At 61.6% G+C, this 17,502-nt stretch carries 26 protein-coding genes; 2 read left to right on the forward strand and 24 right to left on the reverse strand.

The window, feature by feature from the left end:
* Window positions 1–2: 2 nt before the first annotated feature.
* From rplR to rpsL, 22 genes are all read right to left on the reverse strand, one after another.
* On the reverse strand, window positions 3–347 hold the full coding sequence (gene rplR / locus KVF90_RS13590) for a 50S ribosomal protein L18 (protein ID WP_160761276.1): 345 nt from the start codon (window positions 345–347) through the stop codon (window positions 3–5).
* 1 nt (window position 348) lies between these two features.
* Window positions 349–882, reverse strand: coding sequence for a 50S ribosomal protein L6 (gene rplF / locus KVF90_RS13595; protein ID WP_264392109.1), 534 nt, complete (start codon window positions 880–882; stop codon window positions 349–351).
* Complete coding sequence (gene rpsH / locus KVF90_RS13600) at window positions 882–1,277, reverse strand: 30S ribosomal protein S8 (RefSeq protein ID WP_264392110.1); 396 nt, start codon at window positions 1,275–1,277, stop codon at window positions 882–884. The genes rplF and rpsH overlap by 1 nt, the downstream gene beginning before the upstream one ends.
* A 10-nt stretch (window positions 1,278–1,287) precedes the next feature.
* A complete protein-coding gene (gene rpsN / locus KVF90_RS13605; protein WP_069310542.1) occupies window positions 1,288–1,593 on the reverse strand; it encodes a 30S ribosomal protein S14 in 306 nt (101 codons plus the stop codon).
* 42 nt (window positions 1,594–1,635) lie between these two features.
* A complete protein-coding gene (gene rplE / locus KVF90_RS13610) occupies window positions 1,636–2,229 on the reverse strand; it encodes a 50S ribosomal protein L5 (protein WP_264392111.1) in 594 nt (197 codons plus the stop codon).
* The gene (gene rplX, locus KVF90_RS13615) at window positions 2,222–2,542 is read right to left on the reverse strand and encodes a 50S ribosomal protein L24 (protein ID WP_264392112.1); all 321 of its coding nucleotides are present in this window, start codon (window positions 2,540–2,542) and stop codon (window positions 2,222–2,224) included. Before rplX ends, rplE begins: the two co-directional genes overlap by 8 nt.
* Window positions 2,542–2,910 (reverse strand): 50S ribosomal protein L14, encoded by a 369-nt coding sequence (gene rplN / locus KVF90_RS13620; protein ID WP_264392113.1) that lies wholly within the window; start codon window positions 2,908–2,910, stop codon window positions 2,542–2,544. Before rplN ends, rplX begins: the two co-directional genes overlap by 1 nt.
* A gap of 80 nt (window positions 2,911–2,990) precedes the next feature.
* The gene (gene rpsQ / locus KVF90_RS13625; protein ID WP_264392114.1) at window positions 2,991–3,281 is read right to left on the reverse strand and encodes a 30S ribosomal protein S17; all 291 of its coding nucleotides are present in this window, start codon (window positions 3,279–3,281) and stop codon (window positions 2,991–2,993) included.
* An 11-nt stretch (window positions 3,282–3,292) separates the two neighbouring features.
* A complete protein-coding gene (gene rpmC, locus KVF90_RS13630; RefSeq protein WP_264392115.1) occupies window positions 3,293–3,505 on the reverse strand; it encodes a 50S ribosomal protein L29 in 213 nt (70 codons plus the stop codon).
* Window positions 3,505–3,939, reverse strand: coding sequence for a 50S ribosomal protein L16 (gene rplP / locus KVF90_RS13635; RefSeq protein ID WP_160761284.1), 435 nt, complete (start codon window positions 3,937–3,939; stop codon window positions 3,505–3,507). The genes rpmC and rplP overlap by 1 nt, the downstream gene beginning before the upstream one ends.
* 11 nt (window positions 3,940–3,950) lie before the next feature.
* Complete coding sequence (rpsC, locus tag KVF90_RS13640; protein ID WP_264392116.1) at window positions 3,951–4,646, reverse strand: 30S ribosomal protein S3; 696 nt, start codon at window positions 4,644–4,646, stop codon at window positions 3,951–3,953.
* Window position 4,647: 1 nt separating this feature from the next.
* Window positions 4,648–5,025 carry a 50S ribosomal protein L22 gene (gene rplV, locus KVF90_RS13645; RefSeq protein ID WP_067405065.1) on the reverse strand — a complete coding sequence of 126 codons (378 nt, stop codon included), beginning with the start codon at window positions 5,023–5,025 and terminating at the stop codon, window positions 4,648–4,650.
* A complete protein-coding gene (rpsS, locus tag KVF90_RS13650) occupies window positions 5,025–5,300 on the reverse strand; it encodes a 30S ribosomal protein S19 (RefSeq protein WP_086609099.1) in 276 nt (91 codons plus the stop codon). Before rpsS ends, rplV begins: the two co-directional genes overlap by 1 nt.
* A gap of 6 nt (window positions 5,301–5,306) precedes the next feature.
* Entirely contained in the window at window positions 5,307–6,143 is an 837-nt protein-coding gene (gene rplB / locus KVF90_RS13655) for a 50S ribosomal protein L2 (RefSeq protein WP_264392117.1), read from the reverse strand.
* 23 nt (window positions 6,144–6,166) lie between these two features.
* Entirely contained in the window at window positions 6,167–6,475 is a 309-nt protein-coding gene (locus KVF90_RS13660) for a 50S ribosomal protein L23 (RefSeq protein ID WP_264392118.1), read from the reverse strand.
* Entirely contained in the window at window positions 6,468–7,094 is a 627-nt protein-coding gene (gene rplD, locus KVF90_RS13665; protein WP_264392119.1) for a 50S ribosomal protein L4, read from the reverse strand. Before rplD ends, KVF90_RS13660 begins: the two co-directional genes overlap by 8 nt.
* Before the next feature lie 3 nt (window positions 7,095–7,097).
* Window positions 7,098–7,892 carry a 50S ribosomal protein L3 gene (rplC, locus tag KVF90_RS13670; protein ID WP_264392120.1) on the reverse strand — a complete coding sequence of 265 codons (795 nt, stop codon included), beginning with the start codon at window positions 7,890–7,892 and terminating at the stop codon, window positions 7,098–7,100.
* 270 nt (window positions 7,893–8,162) lie between these two features.
* Window positions 8,163–8,474 carry a 30S ribosomal protein S10 gene (gene rpsJ / locus KVF90_RS13675; RefSeq protein WP_017665146.1) on the reverse strand — a complete coding sequence of 104 codons (312 nt, stop codon included), beginning with the start codon at window positions 8,472–8,474 and terminating at the stop codon, window positions 8,163–8,165.
* A 390-nt stretch (window positions 8,475–8,864) separates the two neighbouring features.
* Window positions 8,865–10,055, reverse strand: a complete 1,191-nt coding sequence (gene tuf, locus KVF90_RS13680) for an elongation factor Tu (protein ID WP_264392121.1) — start codon at window positions 10,053–10,055, stop codon at window positions 8,865–8,867.
* A gap of 94 nt (window positions 10,056–10,149) precedes the next feature.
* Window positions 10,150–12,237 carry an elongation factor G gene (gene fusA, locus KVF90_RS13685; protein WP_264392122.1) on the reverse strand — a complete coding sequence of 696 codons (2,088 nt, stop codon included), beginning with the start codon at window positions 12,235–12,237 and terminating at the stop codon, window positions 10,150–10,152.
* A gap of 119 nt (window positions 12,238–12,356) precedes the next feature.
* The gene (gene rpsG / locus KVF90_RS13690; RefSeq protein WP_264392123.1) at window positions 12,357–12,827 is read right to left on the reverse strand and encodes a 30S ribosomal protein S7; all 471 of its coding nucleotides are present in this window, start codon (window positions 12,825–12,827) and stop codon (window positions 12,357–12,359) included.
* Between the two features lie 144 nt (window positions 12,828–12,971).
* Complete coding sequence (gene rpsL, locus KVF90_RS13695; protein ID WP_006831873.1) at window positions 12,972–13,343, reverse strand: 30S ribosomal protein S12; 372 nt, start codon at window positions 13,341–13,343, stop codon at window positions 12,972–12,974.
* A gap of 364 nt (window positions 13,344–13,707) precedes the next feature.
* On the opposite strand from rpsL, the gene KVF90_RS13700 reads away from it, so the two are divergent.
* Together KVF90_RS13700 and KVF90_RS13705 are read left to right on the forward strand one after the other, a co-directional pair.
* The gene (locus KVF90_RS13700; protein ID WP_264392129.1) at window positions 13,708–15,282 is read left to right on the forward strand and encodes a hypothetical protein; all 1,575 of its coding nucleotides are present in this window, start codon (window positions 13,708–13,710) and stop codon (window positions 15,280–15,282) included.
* Window positions 15,283–15,535: 253 nt separating this feature from the next.
* Window positions 15,536–16,075, forward strand: a complete 540-nt coding sequence (locus KVF90_RS13705) for a hypothetical protein (RefSeq protein WP_264392130.1) — start codon at window positions 15,536–15,538, stop codon at window positions 16,073–16,075.
* 105 nt (window positions 16,076–16,180) lie between these two features.
* Here the strand turns inward: KVF90_RS13705 and KVF90_RS13710 are convergent, their stop codons facing one another.
* Together KVF90_RS13710 and apaG are read right to left on the reverse strand one after the other, a co-directional pair.
* On the reverse strand, window positions 16,181–16,969 hold the full coding sequence (locus KVF90_RS13710) for a LysR family transcriptional regulator (protein ID WP_264392131.1): 789 nt from the start codon (window positions 16,967–16,969) through the stop codon (window positions 16,181–16,183).
* A 51-nt stretch (window positions 16,970–17,020) separates the two neighbouring features.
* Window positions 17,021–17,434 carry a Co2+/Mg2+ efflux protein ApaG gene (gene apaG / locus KVF90_RS13715; RefSeq protein ID WP_264392132.1) on the reverse strand — a complete coding sequence of 138 codons (414 nt, stop codon included), beginning with the start codon at window positions 17,432–17,434 and terminating at the stop codon, window positions 17,021–17,023.
* Window positions 17,435–17,502: the final 68 nt, after the last annotated feature.

A 17,502-nucleotide genomic window follows, 5' to 3' on the forward strand; every position in this document is an offset into this window, starting at 1 on the left:
AATCAGAACTCCAGCCCGCCTTCACGGGCGGCATCGGCCAGCGCCTTGACGCGACCATGGAACAGGAACCCGCCGCGATCGAACACGACAGTCGTCACGCCCGCCTTCTTGGCAGCTTCGGCGATTGCCTTGCCAACCTCGACAGCGGCGTCGACATTGGCGCCGCTCGCCTTGGCGCCGAGCGTCGAGGCAGCGGCGACAGTCTTGCCGGCCGCGTCATCGATGATCTGGGCGTAGATGTGACGACCGGTGCGATGCACCGACAAACGGGGCTTGCCACCGGCACGGGCGCGCAGCGCAGTGCGGACGCGGCGACGGCGACGTTCGAAAAGGGAAAGCTTTGCCATCTTATCTCTTCTTCCCTTCCTTGCGGAAGATAAACTCGCCGCGATAGGCGATCCCCTTGCCCTTATAAGGCTCGGGCTTGCGCCAGCGGCGGATTTCAGCGGCAAACTGGCCAACGGCCTGCTTGTCGGTACCCGAAACCTCGACGGTGGTCTGATCGGGGGTCTTGACTTCAAGACCCTCGGGAACCGGCAGATCGACATCGTGGCTGTAGCCGAGCTGCAGCTTCAGCGTGCGGCCCTGTGCGTTGGCACGGTAGCCGACACCCTTGATCACCAGCACCTTGGTGAAGCCGTCGGTGACGCCTTCGACAAGATTAGAGACCAGCGTGCGCTGCATGCCCCAGAAGGCCCGCGCCTGGCGGCTGTCATTGGCCGGCTTGACCGAGATCTCGCCCTCTTCGACCTTGTAGTCGATGAGGTCCGACAACCCGAGCGTGAGAGTGCCCTTAGGCCCCTTCACCGTCATGGTGCCGTTGTCGATCGTGGCGGTCACACCGCCAGGGATCGCCACCGGCTTTTTACCGATGCGGCTCATCAGAACACCTCCGCCAGCACTTCGCCACCGACGTTGTGGGTGCGCGCTTCGGCATCCGAAAGCACGCCCCGCGGGGTCGAGACGATGGTGATACCGAGGCCGTTGCGGATCGTCGGCAGTTCCTTGGAACCCGAGTAAACGCGGCGGCCCGGCTTCGAAACGCGCGCCACGTGCTTGATCGCGGGCTCGCCTTCGAAATACTTCAGTTCAATCCGCAGCGCGGGGTGCTTGCCCGAGTTATCTTCGCTGTAGCCACGGATGTAGCCTTCACGCTGAAGCACTTCGAGCACGCTTGCACGCAGGTTGCTGGCGGGCGTCAGGACAGAGTCCTTCTTCGCGCGCTGGCCGTTGCGGATGCGGGTGAGCATGTCACCCAGTGGATCGGTCATTGCCATTGTTCAGTCCTCACCAGCTCGACTTGGTCAGGCCGGGGATCATCCCGCTGTTACCGAGTTGGCGCAGTTCGATACGGTTGATGCCGAACTTGCGGTAATAGCCGCGGGGACGGCCGGTGGTGGCGCAACGGTTGCGAACCCGGGTCGGGTTTGCGTTGCGCGGAAGCTCCGCCATCTTGAGGCGAGCGACCAGGCGCTCGGTCTCGTCAAGCGATTCATCGGCAGCAATCGCCTTCAGCTTCTCGTACTTCGCAGCGTACTGCTTCACGAGCTTCTTGCGACGCTCATTCTTGTTGATGGAACTCAGTTTCGCCATGGACTTAAGCTCTCTTGCCTAGTGTCTTTTGGGGGAGGCGGCTCACGCCGCCTCCTTCTGTTCGGTTGCCTTTGCGCCCGGTGCTTCGCCCTGGAAGGGGAAGCCGAACAGACGCAGCAGTTCGCGCGCCTCTTCATCGGTCTTGGCTGTGGTGGTGACGATGATGTCCATGCCACGCACCTTCTCGATCTTGTCGTAGCTGATTTCGGGGAACACGATCTGTTCCTTCAGCCCCATCGCGTAGTTGCCGCGGCCGTCGAACGACTTGGCGTTCAGACCACGGAAGTCGCGGATGCGCGGCATGGCCACGGTCACGAGACGATCGAGAAATTCGTACATGCGTTCGCGGCGAAGGGTGACCTTGCAACCGATCGGCATGCCTTCACGCAGCTTGAACTGCGCGATCGACTTCTTGGCGATGGTGATGACCGGCTTCTGGCCGGCGATCAGCGCCATTTCCTCGGCAGCGGTCTGGACCTTCTTCTTGTCCTGGCTCGCCTCTCCCACACCCATGTTGAGCGTGACCTTCTCAAGCTTCGGAACTTCAAGACGGTTCTTGTAGCCGAACTTCTCGGTCATGGCCGGCACGATTTCCGTATCGTACTTGGCCTTCATCCGTGCGGTATAATCAACCATCGATGGTCTCCCCACTCTTCACGGCGACACGCACCTTGCGACCGTCCTTCGTTTCGAAGCGGACGCGGGTGGCCTTGCCGGTCTTGGGATCAGCGATCGCAACCTTGGAGATGTGCATCGGAGCCGAGAAACGGTCGATACCACCCTGGGGGTTGGTCTGGCTGGGCTTGCGGTGACGGGCGACGATGTTCACGCCCTCGACAACAACCTTGCCGTCCTTCGGCATGACCTGAGCGACCGTACCGGTACGCCCCTTGTCCTTGCCCGACAGCACGACGACGCTGTCACCCTTCTTGATCTTGGCAGCAGCCATCACAGCACCTCCGGCGCGAGCGAGATGATCTTCATGAAGCCGCGCGAACGCAGTTCACGCACCACGGGGCCAAAGATACGGGTGCCGATCGGCTCCTCGTTCTTGTTGACCAGCACGGCAGCGTTGGTGTCGAAGCGGATGACAGTGCCATCCGGACGACGCACGTCCTTGCGAGTGCGCACGATCACGGCGCGATGGACATCGCCCTTCTTGACCTTGGCGCGCGGCTGCGCCTCCTTGATGGAGACGACGATCACATCGCCGACGCCCGCGGTACGACGCTTCGACCCGCCCAGCACCTTGATGCACTGGACGCGCTTGGCGCCGCTATTGTCCGCGACGTCGAGATTGGATTGCATCTGGATCATTGATCCGTCTTCCTTCTCATTGGCTTTCCGGGACGCCCGATCCGACCGGGGCCCGGGAGTTCCGATTGAACGTCAGTTACTCAGTTACCCGCAGCCGCAACGTCGAGGTCGGCTTCCACCGCCTGCACGCCACCCGCCACAACCCGGTCCTTGACGATCCAGGTCTTGGTCTTCGACATCGGGCGGGTCTCTTCGATCCGCACCACGTCGCCCACGGTGTATTCGTTGTTCTCGTCGTGCGCGTGATACTTCTTCGAACGACGGATGATCTTCCCGTAGAGGGGGTGCTTCACCTTGCGTTCGACCAGCACGGTCACGGTCTTGTCGGTCTTGTCGGAGCTCACAGTACCGACGAGGATGCGCTTGGGCATGTGCTTACTCCTTACGCTTTAACAGCGGCGGCTTTGGCCGCGCGCTCGTTCTGAAGCGTCTTGATCTGCGCGATGGTCCGGCGCACCTGACGGATGCGCGAGGGAGCCTCGAGCTGGTTGGTCGCAGCCTGGAACCGCAGATTGTACTGCTCCCGCTTCAGCTCGGTGAGCTCGGCGGACAGCTGGTCATCGGTCTTGGTGCGAAGGTCCGCAAAGTCGGCCATTATTCGCCTCCCAGGTGGCTGGTGTCACCCAGACGGGCGACAACCTTGGTCTTGATCGGCAGCTTCATCGCTGCGCGCTCGAATGCTTCGGCAGCCAGCGGACCGGCCACGCCATCGAGTTCGAACAGGATACGGCCCGGCTTCACGCGCGCTGCCCAGTATTCCACCGAACCCTTGCCCTTACCCTGACGAACTTCGGCAGGCTTCTTGGTCACGGGCACATCGGGGAACACGCGGATCCAGAGACGACCCTGACGCTTGATGTGACGGGTGATGGCACGGCGCGCAGCTTCGATCTGGCGCGCAGTGATCCGCTCGGGTTCCAGAGCCTTGAGGCCGTAGGAGCCGAAGTTCAGGGTGGTTCCACCCTTGGCTTCGCCCTTGATCCGTCCCTTGAACTGCTTGCGGAACTTGTGCTTTTTCGGTTGCAACATGGTCTGTTACCTCAACGAGCCGGCCGGACGCCGGAAGTCTGGGCTTCCATCATCAGGCGGTCCTGCGCGGTCGGATCATGGGCGAGGATCTCGCCCTTGAAGATCCACACCTTGATCCCGATGATCCCGTAGGCGGTGAGCGCCTCGGTGTCGGCGTAATCGATGTTGGCACGCAGCGTGTGGAGCGGCACGCGGCCTTCGCGGTACCATTCGACGCGGGCGATTTCCGCCCCGCCGAGACGGCCACCGCATACGATCTTGATGCCTTCGGCACCAAGACGCAGCGCCGACTGCACGGCACGCTTCATCGCCCGGCGGAACGCAACTCGACGAACCAGCTGATCGGCGATGCCCTGCGCAACGAGCTTGGCATCGATTTCCGGCTTGCGGATTTCAACGATGTTCAGCTTCACGTCGCTCGGCGTCATGGTCGCAAGCTTCGAACGAAGCTTTTCGATGTCCGCGCCCTTCTTGCCGATGATGACACCCGGACGCGCCGCATAGATCGACACGCGGCACAGCTTGGCCGGACGCTCGATCACCACCTTGGAAACTGCCGCCTGCGGCAGGTTCTTCATGATGTACTTGCGGATCGCGACATCTTCCTTGAGCAGCTGCGCATAGTCACGCCCTTCGGCGTACCAGCGGCTGTCCCAGGTGCGGTTGATCTGCAGGCGCAGACCGATCGGATTGCTCTTCTGGCCCATCTTACGCCTCTTCTGCTTCGCGAACCACGATCCGCAGCCGTGAGAACGGCTTGAGGATGCGGGTCGACTTGCCGCGACCGCGGGTGTGGAACCGCTTCATCGTCACCGACTTGCCGACCGAGGCTTCCGCCACGATCAACGCGTCAACGTCGAGGTTGTGGTTGTTCTCAGCATTGGCGATTGCCGATGCGAGCACCTTGCTCGCATCGCGTGCCATTGCCCGCTTCGAAAAGGCGAGGATGTTCAACGCCTCTTCAGCCTTCTTGCCACGGATCAGTGCGGCAACGAGGTTCAGCTTCTGCGCCGAACCACGGATCGTGGTGCCGACAGCCAGAGCCTCGTTATCGCCGACGCGGCGGGGTGCCTTAGCCTTGCCCATTAGCGCTTGCCCTTCTTGTCGGCAGCGTGACCGGGGAAGGTGCGCGTGGGCGCAAATTCGCCGAGCTTGTGGCCGACCATTTCTTCAGAAACCGAAACGGGAATGAACTTGTGCCCGTTATAGACATTGAAGGTGAGCCCGACGAACTGCGGCAGAATCGTCGAACGCCGCGACCAGGTCTTGATCGGCTTGGTGTTGCTCGCTTCCTGCGCGCTTTCAGCCTTCTTCAGAAGGCTCAGCTCGACAAACGGACCTTTCCAGACGGAACGTGCCATCGTCTCTTACCTCTTCTTCTTCGCGTGACGCGAACGGATAATCATCTTGTCCGTCTGCTTGTTGTGGCGCGTACGGGCACCCTTGGTCGGCTTGCCCCACGGAGTAACCGGATGACGGCCGCCCGAGGTGCGGCCTTCACCACCGCCGTGCGGGTGATCGACCGGGTTCTTGGCAACACCGCGGGTCAGCGGGCGGACGCCCATCCAACGCTTGCGGCCAGCCTTGGCGAAATTCTGGTTGCCGTTGTCGGGGTTCGACACAGCGCCCACAGTGCCCATGCAATCGGCGCGCAGGTAACGCTGTTCGCCCGAGTTCAGGCGGACGATGACCATCGCACGGTCACGGCCGACGACCTGCACATAGGTGCCTGCCGAACGGGCAATCTGACCGCCCTTGCCCGGCTTCATTTCCACGTTGTGGCAAATGGTGCCGACCGGCATCTGACCCAGCAACATGGCGTTGCCCGGCTTGGTGTCGGTCTTCTCACCGGCCACGACCGTGTCACCAACGGCGAGACGCTGCGGAGCGATGATGTAGGCCTGTTCGCCGTCATCGTACTTCACCAGAGCGATGAAGGCGGTGCGGTTCGGGTCATATTCCAGACGCTCGACGGTGGCCGGCATGTCCCACTTGCGACGCTTGAAGTCGATGAAGCGGTACTTCTGCTTGTGACCACCCGCGATGCCACGCGAGGTGACATGGCCCTTGTTGTTACGGCCACCGGTCTTGTGCTTACCTTCGGTAAGCGCCTTGACCGGCTTGCCCTTCCACAGGGCAGACTTGTCCACCAAAATCAGACCGCGGCGAGCGGGACTGGTCGGCTTATAGTTCTTGAGTGCCATTGTTCGTGTCCTGTCCCTTGGCCTCAGATACCGCTGGTGATGTCGATCATGTCACCCTCGGCGAGGGTGACAATGGCCTTCTTCACGTCGCTGCGCTGATAGGCCTTGCCCTTCCAGCGCTTGGTCTTGCCCTTCTGGACCAGGGTGTTCACGGCGACGACCTTCTTGTCGTAGATCGCCTCGATCGCTTCCTTGATCTGCGGCTTGGTCGCATCCTTGGCGACCTTGAAGACCACGGCATTATGTTCCGACGCGAGGGTCGACTTTTCGGTGATGTGCGGCGCGATGATCACGTCGTAGTGACGCGCATCGACAGTCTGCTTCTTAGCCATTGAAGCGCGCCTCCAGCTTTTCGACAGCAGCCTTGGTCAGCACCAGGGTGTCGTGGTTGAGGATGTCGTAGACATTGGCACCCATGGCCGGGAGCACGTTAATGCCCGGAAGGTTGCCGGCGGCCTTCTTGAAGCCTGCATCGACCTGTTCGCCGTCGATCACCAGGATCTTGCCCGAGAAACCGGCCTTGGCGAGGTGACCCTTGAGCGCCTTGGTCTTGGCTTCAGCCAGTTCCAGCGTGTCGACCACGACGAGACCGTCCTTGGCCTTGCTCGAAAGCGCCATCTTGAGGCCAAGCGCACGGATCTTCTTGTTGAGCGACTGCTCGAAGTCACGCTTGCGCGCGCCATGGGCCTTGCCGCCGCCGATGAAGATCGGAGCTGCACGGTCGCCGTGACGGGCGGTACCGCCGCCCTTCTGCTTGCCGAACTTCTTGCCGGTGCGGGCCACGTCCGAACGCTCACGCGTCGGGCGGGCGGTGCCGCGGCGGTTTTCCAGCTGCCAGGTCACGACCCGGTGCAGGATGTCGGCGCGCGGCTCGATGCCGAACACGTCATCCGACAGTTCGATGTCGCCCGAGGCCTTGCCGCCGTCGATTTTCTGAACCTTGATCTTCATGGCTCAGCCTTCCTTGTTTTCTTCAGTGGCCGCAGCGTCGGTTTCGACAGCTTCGGTCACGATGGCTTCTTCCGCGGCAGCTTCGACAACCGAGGGGGTCTCGTCAGCCAGCGGAGCGTGCTTCGAGAGCACAGCGCCGGGGAACGGCACGCCTTCGGGAAGCGGCAGCTTCACAGCGTCACGAACCAGCAGCCAGCCATTCTTCGCGCCCGGGACAGAGCCCTTGACGAAGAGAAGGCCGCGCTCGGCATCCGTGCGGACGATTTCGAGGTTCTGCTGGGTGCGCTGACGGTCGCCCATGTGGCCGGCCATCTTCTTGCCCTTGAACACGCGGCCCGGATCCTGACGGTTACCCGTCGAACCGTGGGCACGGTGCGAGATCGAAACGCCGTGGGTGGCGCGCATACCGCCGAAGCCCCAACGCTTCATGGCGCCGGCGAAGCCCTTGCCCTGCGTATGGCCGGTGATGTCAACCATCTGGCCAGCGATGAAATGCTCGGCGCTGATGGTCGAACCGACCGGCACAAGGCCATCGGCGTTTTCGACGCGGAATTCAGCGACGCGCTTCTTCAGGCCGACATCGGCCTTGGCGAAATGTTCACGCTGCGGCTTGGCAACGTTCTTCTGCTTGGCTTCGCCCGCGCCGAGCTGGACTGCGAAATAGCCATCGCGGTCTTCAGTACGGTGCGAGACTACCTGGCAATCTTCCAACGCGAGAACGGTCACAGGCACGTGCCGTCCGTCCTCCTGGAAGAGGCGGGTCATCCCGACTTTCTTTGCGATAACGCCGGTGCGCATCGTCAGTTACTCCTCAACAGAGGCACCCTACGGACCATCCGCAAGGTGCATGGCAGGCCACAGCGTCAGACGCCGCAGCCCAGTTCAGCCCAAATTGTCATGCATCGCCCCGTCCGGGCTGAGTGCTCCGCAAGCCGGGTGGCCGCTGGAGCGAGACGGGGGACGCAGCCCGGATATTCGATCCGGCGGTATCCACCCTATCGTCAGGCGAGGCGCATATGGCCTCAACGATAGAGGCCCCCTGCCGAAGCGGGGGGCATTTCGGCTGGCTTAGGCCAGCTTGATCTCGACGTTAACGCCAGCAGCCAGATCGAGCTTCATCAAAGCATCGACGGTCTGGGCGTTGGGCTGCACGATATCGAGCAGCCGCTTGTAGGTCCGCACCTCGAACTGCTCGCGCGACTTCTTGTCGACGTGCGGTCCGCGGTTCACGGTGAACTTCTCGATACGCGTCGGCAGCGGAATGGGGCCACGAATAAGAGCGCCAGTGCGGCGGGCCGTATCGGCGATCTCACCAGTTGCCTGGTCGAGAACGCGGTGATCAAACGCCTTGAGGCGAATACGGATATTCTGAGCTTCCATGTCCTACTACCGATGCGAAAGAGCCAAGGAGCAACCGGTTGCCCGGTATTTCCCAAAAACAAAGGCCAGTCCCGCACCTTCCGGTTTCCCGTGGGCGGGCGGCCTTCCTCAAAACTCGTTACAGACGGGACGAATCTCGTCTGCGGATGCGCGCCTATACGGAGAGCGCCCCCTCGTGGCAAGAGGCATCTGAAAGGAAATTGCGCGTGACGGAAATGGACCCGCGCAAATGCCGTCAGGACGCCCTGCCCGCCCCCAATCACCGCGCGGCCGAACCGCAAAACCGGTGCCCACTTTTGCTGGCCGCGCTCTTCAAAAAAAGGCCCGGCAGCTCATCCGAGCGGCCGGGCCTTTTTTGCGTTCAGTTACGCTCCCAGAGGGAGCAGAACCTTACTTGGTGATCTTGGCAACGACGCCCGAACCCACGGTGCGGCCGCCTTCGCGAATTGCGAAGCGCAGACCTTCGTCCATGGCGATCGGTGCGATCAGCTTGACGCCGATGGACACGTTGTCGCCCGGCATCACCATTTCGGTGCCTTCGGGAAGGATCACTTCGCCGGTCACGTCGGTGGTGCGGAAGTAGAACTGCGGGCGGTAGTTGGCGAAGAACGGCGTGTGACGGCCACCTTCGTCCTTCGACAGCACGTAGACTTCGGCTTCGAACTCGGTGTGCGGCTTGACCGTACCGGGCTTGCAGAGAACCTGGCCACGCTCGACTTCTTCACGGGCGACGCCGCGGATCAGGGCGCCGACGTTGTCGCCAGCTTCACCGCGATCAAGCAGCTTGCGGAACATTTCCACGCCGGTGACGGTGGTCTTGCGGGTGTCCTTGATGCCGACGATTTCGACTTCTTCGCCGACGTTGACGATGCCGGTTTCGATACGGCCGGTCACCACGGTGCCGCGACCCGAGATCGAGAACACGTCTTCGATCGGCATCAGGAACGGCTTGTCGACCGGACGGTCGGGCTGCGGGATGAAGCTGTCGACAGCTTCGATCAGCGCAATCACCGAATCCTTGCCGATGTTGTCATCGCGACCTTCGAGAGCGGCCAGAGCCGAACCCTTGATGATCGGAATGTTATCACCGTCAAAGTCGTACGACGACAGCAGTTCGCGGACTTCCAGTTCGACGAGTTCGAGGATTTCCTCGTCGTCAACCTGGTCGACCTTGTTCATGTAGACGACCAGCGCCGGCACGCCGACCTGACGGGCGAGCAGGATGTGCTCACGGGTCTGGGGCATCGGGCCGTCGGCGGCGTTCACGACCAGGATCGCGCCGTCCATCTGGGCGGCACCGGTGATCATGTTCTTCACGTAGTCAGCGTGACCCGGGCAGTCGACGTGCGCATAGTGACGGGCAGCCGATTCATACTCGACGTGTGCGGTCGAGATGGTGATCCCGCGCTCACGCTCTTCCGGAGCCTTGTCGATGTTGGCGAAATCGACGGCGCTGCCGCCGTAGGTTTCAGCCATCACCTTGGTGATTGCGGCGGTCAGCGTGGTCTTGCCATGGTCAACGTGACCGATGGTGCCGATGTTGCAGTGCGGCTTATTCCGCTGGAACTTTTCCTTGGCCATTTCTCTGGTGTACCTTCTTGAATGAAACGATGTGTTCGCGGGAGAACGGCGGTGCCCGCTGAATCAGGCGCCGCCCCTAGACGGTCAAACCGGCTTAGGCAAGTTTCTCCTTGACCTCGGCTGCGACGTTGGCCGGAACCTCGTCATAGTGCGAGAACTGCATGGAGTAATTCGCGCGTCCTTGCGTGAACGAGCGCAGTTCGTTGACGTAGCCGAACATGTTGGCGAGCGGCACGAAGGCCTCGACCGCCTGGGCATTGCCGCGCGTGTCGGTGCCCTGGATCTGTCCGCGCCGCGAGTTCAGGTCGCCGATGACATCCCCGAGATAATCATCGGGAGTGACCACTTCAACCTTCATGATCGGCTCGAGCAGCTTGATACCGGCCTTCTGCGCGACTTCACGCATGGCACCGCGGGCGGCGATTTCGAACGCGATCGCGCTCGAGTCGACGTCGTGGTACGCACCATCGGTCAGCTTGATGCTGAAGTCGATGATCGGGAAGCCGACCAGGTGACCGCTGGCCGCCTGTTCACGGAAGCCCTTTTCGATCGCCGGGATATATTCGCGCGGGATGTTCCCGCCCTTGATCACGTCTTCGAAGATCACGCCCTGACCACGTTCACCGGGGATGACCGTGACCTTCACGCGGCCGAACTGGCCCGAGCCGCCCGACTGCTTCTTGTGGGTGTAATCGACTTCGACTTCGCGGGCGAGGTATTCGCGGTAAGCCACCTGCGGCGCGCCCACGTTGGCTTCGACCTTGAACTCGCGCTTCATGCGATCGACGATGATGTCGAGGTGCAATTCGCCCATGCCCTTGATGATGGTCTGGCCGCTTTCGTGATCGGTCGACACGCGGAACGAGGGATCCTCGGCCGACAGGCGGTTGAGCGCGATGCCCATCTTTTCCTGGTCAGCCTTGGTCTTCGGTTCCACCGACAGCTCGATCACCGGCTCGGGGAATTCCATCCGCTCGAGCACGATCGGCGCCTTTTCGGAGCACAGCGTGTCGCCGGTGGTGGTTTCCTTCATGCCGGCCAGCGCGATGATGTCGCCCGCGAAGGCTTCATCCACGTCCTTGCGCTCGTTCGCATGCATTTCGAGCATACGACCGACCTTTTCCTTCTTGTCCTTCACCGAGTTCAGGTAGGTGCCCTTGTTGAGCGAACCCGAATAGATGCGGATGAAGGTAAGGCTGCCCACGAACGGGTCGTTCATCACCTTGAACGCGAGCGCGCTGAACGGCGCTTCGTCCGTCGGGGGACGGCTATCGGCCTCGTCGCTGTCCATCTTGACGCCCTGGACGTCAGGAATGTCGAGCGGCGAAGGCAGGTAATCGATCACAGCGTCGAGCAGGGGCTGCACGCCCTTGTTCTTGAACGCCGAACCGCAGCACACCGGCACGAACGACTGGTTGAGCGTGCCCTTGCGGATCAGCGCCTTCAGCGTTGCGACGTCGGGCTCGTTGCCTTCGAGATAGGCTTCCATCGCGTCGTCGTCCTGTTCGACGGCGAGTTCGATCAGCTCGCTGCGATAAATCGCGGCTTCGTCGGCCAGATCGGCGGGGATGTCTTCGTAGACGAACTCGGCGCCCAGCGATTCATCCTTCCAGATGATCGCGCGGTTGTGCACGAGGTCGACCAGACCCTTCAGGTCGGCTTCGAGACCGATCGGAATGTACAGTACAGCCGGCTTGGCACCGAGACGATCGATGATCGACTGGACGCAGTACTTGAAGTTGGCGCCAGTGCGGTCGAGCTTATTAATGAAGCACATCCGGGGGACGCCGTATTTGTCGGCTTGGCGCCATACGGTTTCCGACTGGGGTTCAACGCCGGCCACGCCGTCGAAGCAGGCCACCGCGCCATCCAACACGCGCAAGCTACGTTCGACTTCGATGGTGAAGTCTACGTGGCCGGGAGTGTCGATGATGTTGATGCGGTGTTCCGGACCGTCGGCGACCTTCCAGAAGCAGGTCGTGGCGGCGGAGGTGATGGTGATCCCGCGCTCTTGTTCCTGCTCCATCCAGTCCATCGTCGCGGCACCATCGTGCACTTCGCCGATCTTGTAGGACTTGCCGGTGTAGAAGAGGATCCGCTCCGTCGTGGTGGTCTTCCCGGCGTCGATATGCGCCATGATGCCGATATTGCGGTAGCGGTCGATCGGATGGCTGCGTGCCATGATGAGTTCCTTGGTGTTGGAGAAGCGGCCCGGTCCAACAAGTGGCCCGCAGCGCGCTCCATATAGTGATGATTGTGACAGCCGGAAGACCTTACTCCCGGCTGCCTACAACCAGCGTGTTACCAGCGGTAGTGCGAGAAGGCGCGGTTCGCATCCGCCATGCGGTGCGTGTCTTCGCGCTTCTTCACCGCGTTGCCGCGGTTGTTCGCCGCATCGAGCAATTCGCCCGACAGACGCGCTGCCATGGTGGTTTCCGGACGACCGCGCGCGGCGGTGATCAGCCAGCGGATCGCAAGCGCCTGGGCACGCTCGGGGCGAACCTCGACCGGCACCTGATAGGTCGCACCACCGACGCGGCGGCTGCGCACTTCGACCTGCGGCTTCACATTGTTCAGCGCATCATGGAACAGCTGGATCGGGTCCGCCTTGGCCTTGGCCTCGACAGTCTGGAGCGCCGAGTACACGATACCTTCAGCGACGGCCTTCTTACCATCGTACATCAGGTTGTTCATGAACTTCGACAGGATCTGATCCCCGTACTGGGGATCGGGCAGGATGACCCGCTTTTCGGGACGACGACGACGTGACATATCTTTAACTCCTTCGGAGTGCGGCGAACCGTCCGGTTCGCCTTGCGGCTCCGGCCCGCTCCCCCTCCCGACCACCCAAAGACTACCCTGTAGGGTGCTCGGGAGGGCGAGCGGTCCGGAGCCGGACCTTGCCGCTGTTAAACCTTACTTCGGACGCTTGGCGCCGTACTTCGAGCGGCTCTGCTTGCGATCCTTGACGCCCTGCGTGTCGAGCACGCCGCGAAGGACGTGGTAACGCACGCCGGGAAGGTCGCGCACACGCCCGCCGCGGATCAGCACGACGCTGTGTTCCTGCAGGTTGTGGCCTTCGCCCGGGATGTAGCTGATGACTTCGCGCTGGTTGGTCAGGCGAACCTTGGCCACCTTGCGCAGCGCCGAGTTCGGCTTCTTCGGGGTCGTCGTGTAGACGCGGGTGCAAACGCCGCGCTTCTGCGGGTTCTGCTCCATCGCAGGGACCTTGGACTTGGCCTTCTGCGGAACGCGGCCCTTGCGGACCAGCTGGTTGATTGTCGGCATTAAGTTCTCACTTCACCTGATGAGGGTGACACCTGTGCCGGATGGTGGGAGGAGAACTAGGCCAATCCGTCATCCCGGGTCTGACCCGGGATCTCGTGCCGCCAGCGATACGCTTGCGGAGAGCGGCCCCGGGTCAAGCCCGGGACGACGAAGAGACTGAAACGCTCCACCCAAGTCCGGCCCTTCGGCCACCGGGTTACTTTGACGATTGCCACCGGGAAGGAGACGCACCGCCAATGTTCAGCTCAATCCGGGGTTAACCGGAAGATGCGCGCCCTTAGGCGGGATTGGGTGGGGGGTCAAGGCGGGAGTTGGAGGGCGGTTTTCAATTTCGAGGAAGTCTAAACCAAGCTAACGTCCGGCCATGGAAGACAATTTGAACCGAGAAGAAGCCGCCGAACTTCTAAACGATCTCAGGCCCGAATGGCACTATGCACTCAGCAACACGTCACCGGAGCGCTTTCTGAAGGGAGTCTGGTCGCTGCACATGATGCAGTCGAGTGACGGCGATGGCTCACAAATCAAGATGTTCAATGCCCCGGAGGAAGCTCGATCTTCGGATTTTGCTGGGAAATACCGAGTAAGGCCTTGGGAGCTGGAGACTATCTTAAACGAATTTTTCGAGCATAAAACCAAGGGTTTATATCATTTCTTCAGGCCAGAGATTTGGAATGATTGGGCGTATCTTATAACTTTGTTGCGGCGCATTGAGAATAGCGAGGCAGCGCTTTACGGCGGACCTGAAAGCATAATTGATCATCTCTTTCATATCGGCAGCAAACAGTTTGAATGGCAGGAAGGATTCGCGAACTATTCTGAGATCTTTAGGGGCTTGTATATATATGGACAGGGTGCTTGCGCATCTGCCTTCTCCGAGAAGTTTGGTATCTCAGTCGATGAATTTTTTTCGTACGGATTTGCGCTTTTATCTGTTTTCATGAAGTCTCCCGTCTGCAACGCGGAAATTGATGTATCGTTACTTGGCATCAGCGATCAAAAGGCCAAAATTGCGAGAGACATAATAACCGGGAACACAAGCGAGATAACAGAGCTTTGCCGCCGCGAGAGAAGTGCCGCTGGAGAAATTGCCTTTAAGCCAAGCGCTTTCAGGCTTTACCCGTGCGTAAGAGACGGCTTCCAGGGACGGTATCTATTCTGCCCTTTACCTGAGCTGATCCTCAAGCGGGTATCGACCGGCATATTCTATGACGTAATTGACGCAGGCCCAGTGGTTCGCGAAGATTATGGACGCCGATTTGAGTCTTACGTTGCTCTTCTTCTTCGCACATATCAGCCGCTCTTGAACTTCATTTCCGAGACTACGTACATGACTCGTCAGGGTGAAGTCCGAACTCCAGATTTATTCCTGTTCGGAACCACGGACGGCTATGAGGTTGCAGTTGAGTGCAAAGCGTCCCGCTTGCCGTACAAAACGCGCTTTACGGACATCAGAGATCTGGGACCGAGGCCATACGATGAAATGATCAAGGCCGTTTTTCAGATTTGGAGACACGCATATAGTTCGCGATCGGGAAGAGGTGTTCCCAAATTAGCTCCGGATGCAGTCGGTCTTGTTTTGACGCTCGATAACTGGTTCCAAGCCGGAATTGAAAGGCAGCAGATGGTCCTTGCTTCAGCCAAAGCGATGTTTTTTTCGAGATTTCCTCATGCATTACAGGAGGATATGATCCCAATTGGATTCACGAGTATGACGGAGATGGAGCACATTCTCCGTTCGGGAACCCCTTCTTCGATTTTGCAAAGCGTTAAGGAGTTATCTCGGAGTGAGAGGCGCGGCTGGTCATTAGATTCCATCCATCGAGAAATCATGCCTAACCATATCGGCTGGACAGATTTCCCGTTCGTAGACGAGTTAGCTAAGATCGTTCCGTTCTGGACCTCATTCATGGAAGTGGCGCGTGAAAAGGCTAACAAATAGAAACCCCACAGACGCTACCCCCTCCCCTCCGCGAGTTGTTTGTTTAGCCCCTCAAGCGCCGGGCGCAGCGCGTCCGCGCTGCTTGGCTTACGCGCCATGAGGCGCGGCGGCCGGTCGGCCTTGCGGCGCTGCGCGCCGGTTCAGCGCGATGCTCGCCGTTGTGGCTCCGCCCCCTCCCCCAACCCCCTCCCCTAAAGGGGCGGGGGCTTTGTGTTTTCCTACTCCCCCGCCCTGTGCAATCTCCCCCCGCCTTATGCCGAGACGCGCGCCCTCCCCTGCCCGTGAACCCCGCCTCGTCAACACCCGCGCCACGCCGCGGCAGGCGACCTCGCGGACGGCGTTTCGGGAGGCGTGCTTTCCGGATGATGATCCGCTGCTCGACTTCATCCCCTATTGCCACAAGGCGCCGCGCTCCAACTCCATCCTGCCGGATGTGCAGCGCGCCTTCATTGCGGAGCTTGCTGCCACCGGCATCGTCAAGCAGGCGGCGACCAAGATCGGCAAGAGCATGGAGGCGCTCTACAAGCTGCGCGAGAAGCCGGGGGCGGAGGACTTTGCGCGGGCGTGGGACGAGGCGCTTGAACGGGGGCGGATGCGGCTGGAGGATTGCGCGATGGAGCGGGCCATCAACGCCGGCCTGTCCAACCTGCGCGCCAATTCGATGCTAAGCTTCGTGATCCGCCACCGCAGCCCGCACATGGTCGACGCGCGGATGGTGAAGCCCGGCCACTGGCTCTACGACCGCATCCGGTACGAACTGCTGGGGGATGAGGGGGAGGAGGAAGAGGACTAACCTCCCCTCCTTTTCAAAGGAGGGGATCGAGGGGTGGTTGCGCGACACGAAGGGTCGCGCCCGGCTCTGCACCACCCCCAACCCCCTCCTCTAAAGAGGAGGGGGCTATGGTGCCAAATACCCCACCAAACTCCGCACCTTCTTACTCCGCCATTGCGGCGCGGGGGCGAGCAGCCAGTAGGCGCGCTGGGCGGGCTCGGGCTCGGTCAGGGCGGTGAGGAGGCCTTGGGCGATGGCGCGCTCGGCCAGGGCGAGCGGCAGGATGGTGCGCCCCATGCCCGCCAGTGCCGAGGCGAGCGCCTGTCCGGGGCTGCCCGCCTTGATGCAGGGATTGCGGCCCTCGGGCATGGGCATGCCCGGCCAGTCGATCCACGCATCGCGGTATTGCGGCGCGGCGACGGTGACGCGCAGCGCGGGGGCGAGCTGGACGCCTTGCAGCTCCCCCGGCCCGTCCGCCAGCCGGATCGCGAGATCGAGGTTCGCCTCGGTAAAGTCGGCATGCTCGTCAGGCGCGAGGATATATTGCACGCCGGGGGTGCCCGCCTGAAACACCGCGAGGCGCGGGGCGAGCCATTCGGCGTAGAATTCGCGGGGGACGGCGATGGTGTAGCGGTCGGAGGATTGTCCGGCCTGCATGGCGGAGACGCTCTCCTCGAAGCTGAGGAAGCCTTCGCGCAAGGGATCGAGCCCCGCCTCGCCCTCGGGCGTGAGTTCGAGGCCCTTGGAGGTGCGGCGGAACAGGACGACGCCGAGCACATCCTCCAGCGCGCGGATCTGCTGGCCGACCGCCGCCGGGGTCACCGCCAGCTCGTCCGCGGCACGGGTGAAGGAGAGGTGCCGCGCGGCGGCATCGAACACGCGCAAGGCGTTGAGGGGCAAGTGGGTGCGCTTCACGGGCGGTGAATTAGGCGCGCTGGCCCCGCCCCGCAAGACTTACCGCCCAAACTATCGGGGCGTACGGCCCTCGGCCGTCTCTGGCGCGGCGAGCGGGAAGAAGGGGATGCGGATCTCGGTCGGCGTGCCATCGGCGCGTTCGAAGGTGTAGAAACCCTCCATCGAACCGAACGGCGTGGTCAGCGGGCAGCCCGAGACGTAATCGTGGCTCTGGCCGGGGGTCAGCAGCGGCTGTTCGCCCACCACGCCCTCGCCATCGACGTGGTTCACCATCCCGCGCCCGTCGGTGATGCGCCAGTGGCGGGTGCGCAGCCGCATCGCCTCGTGCGAGGCGTTCTCGATGCGGATGTGATAGACCCAGAACCACTTGCCCGCCTCCGGATGCGACTGCTCCGGCAGGTAGTTGACGGCGACCCTCACGGTCACTCCGTCGGTGGTGGCGGCATGCTGGAAGAACTCTTTCATGTCGCCTCGCAAGTTAGCGATTCTTCGCCGGGTCACAAGAGGGGCAACGTTCTTAATCCCACCTGTGT

Origin of the sequence: Porphyrobacter sp. ULC335 (assembly GCF_025917005.1) — a bacterium.
GTDB lineage: Bacteria > Pseudomonadota > Alphaproteobacteria > Sphingomonadales > Sphingomonadaceae > Erythrobacter.